Annotated in this window: 2 protein-coding genes; both read left to right on the forward strand. The window is 37.8% G+C overall.

Annotated elements, in window-relative coordinates; all coding sequences use genetic code 11:
- The first annotated feature begins 170 nt into the window (after window positions 1-170).
- Complete coding sequence (locus tag DFP97_RS31100; RefSeq protein WP_181873755.1) at window positions 171-335, forward strand: hypothetical protein; 165 nt, start codon at window positions 171-173, stop codon at window positions 333-335.
- A 263-nt stretch (window positions 336-598) separates the two neighbouring features.
- Window positions 599-1,033 (forward strand): hypothetical protein, encoded by a 435-nt coding sequence (locus DFP97_RS30370; RefSeq protein WP_114384375.1) that lies wholly within the window; start codon window positions 599-601, stop codon window positions 1,031-1,033.
- Window positions 1,034-1,093: the final 60 nt, after the last annotated feature.

A 1,093-nucleotide genomic window follows, 5' to 3' on the forward strand; every position in this document is an offset into this window, starting at 1 on the left:
CTAACGGGTACGTTACTTAAAAAGGGATCGCCAACTGCTGCGCAGTCTGTGGATCCCTTTTCTTTCGCTGAAGTAACGGGAGATTAGTGGAATGATATTCATGTATCAGAGGCACTGCTTGCAATGCTAAACTTATGGAAAGAGCGAAAAGAACAGGGGGAGGGTTATATTTGAAGAAAGTAATTATCGGTTGCACAAGCATATTAAGCGGTGCTCTAATTTATGCATTACGTATAGTCGCGGCTGCTATATTAACGGTTAGTGATGCAATTCGAGGGGGAAATGCAGGGCTTGATCTCGGGCTCAAAGGCTTGAGAAGACTTCCTTATTTTTAAGTGTTTCGTTTTTCATTTTAGGTGTATTGTTTCTGATATTAGGTCTACGGGAAAACGAAAAATAATGTATTCAATAGCCGAGAGTTTCGCTGCGTTTCAGGAACGGAAGAAATAAAATTATCCGATGTTTGTGTTATTGGCGGGGTAGCGCTAACTTTTACACCGCGGGAGCCTTGAGGTAACGGGAAGGATAATTCCAATATGTGTTAATAGAAATGATTTATACTTCATGAAGTAAGATCATTAATGGGGAGGTGTTGCAATTGAAGAAATGGGCTTTCTGTATATCGCTTCTTTTCCTTGGCTTAATAATCATGGGATACAACTATGTTGAAGGGAATACCAAAGCACAAAACTTACAAAACTCGATTGATACAAAATTTAAGTATGAACTAAGCAACGTTCTCGGCAGTTTAAGCATGATGATGAATGATTATACATATCGATCCGTCTTATCGAGTGTTTCCAATGTAGCCTCTATTTCTGAATTAACTTCTTATGAGGAACAGAATGATAACTTGGATATTAGTTTGTATAACCTATATATTTCTTTGAGGGAGGATAAGTCAAAAGATAAAGTTCTATCTCGAGCAGATGAATTAAGAGATGTATTTATGGTGCTGGTAACGGATCCTGCAAGTAAAGAAGCGACAGATAAGCTAATCCAAATTACCGATGAAACATTTTTTAAAGAATGACTGGAATGATATTCGAAGTCGTATTTAACATCCTTTATTAAGCTAACGGGTACGATAGTG

The sequence above is a fragment of the Paenibacillus prosopidis genome (assembly GCF_003337375.1).
Taxonomy (GTDB): Bacteria; Bacillota; Bacilli; order Paenibacillales; family Paenibacillaceae; genus Pristimantibacillus; species Pristimantibacillus prosopidis.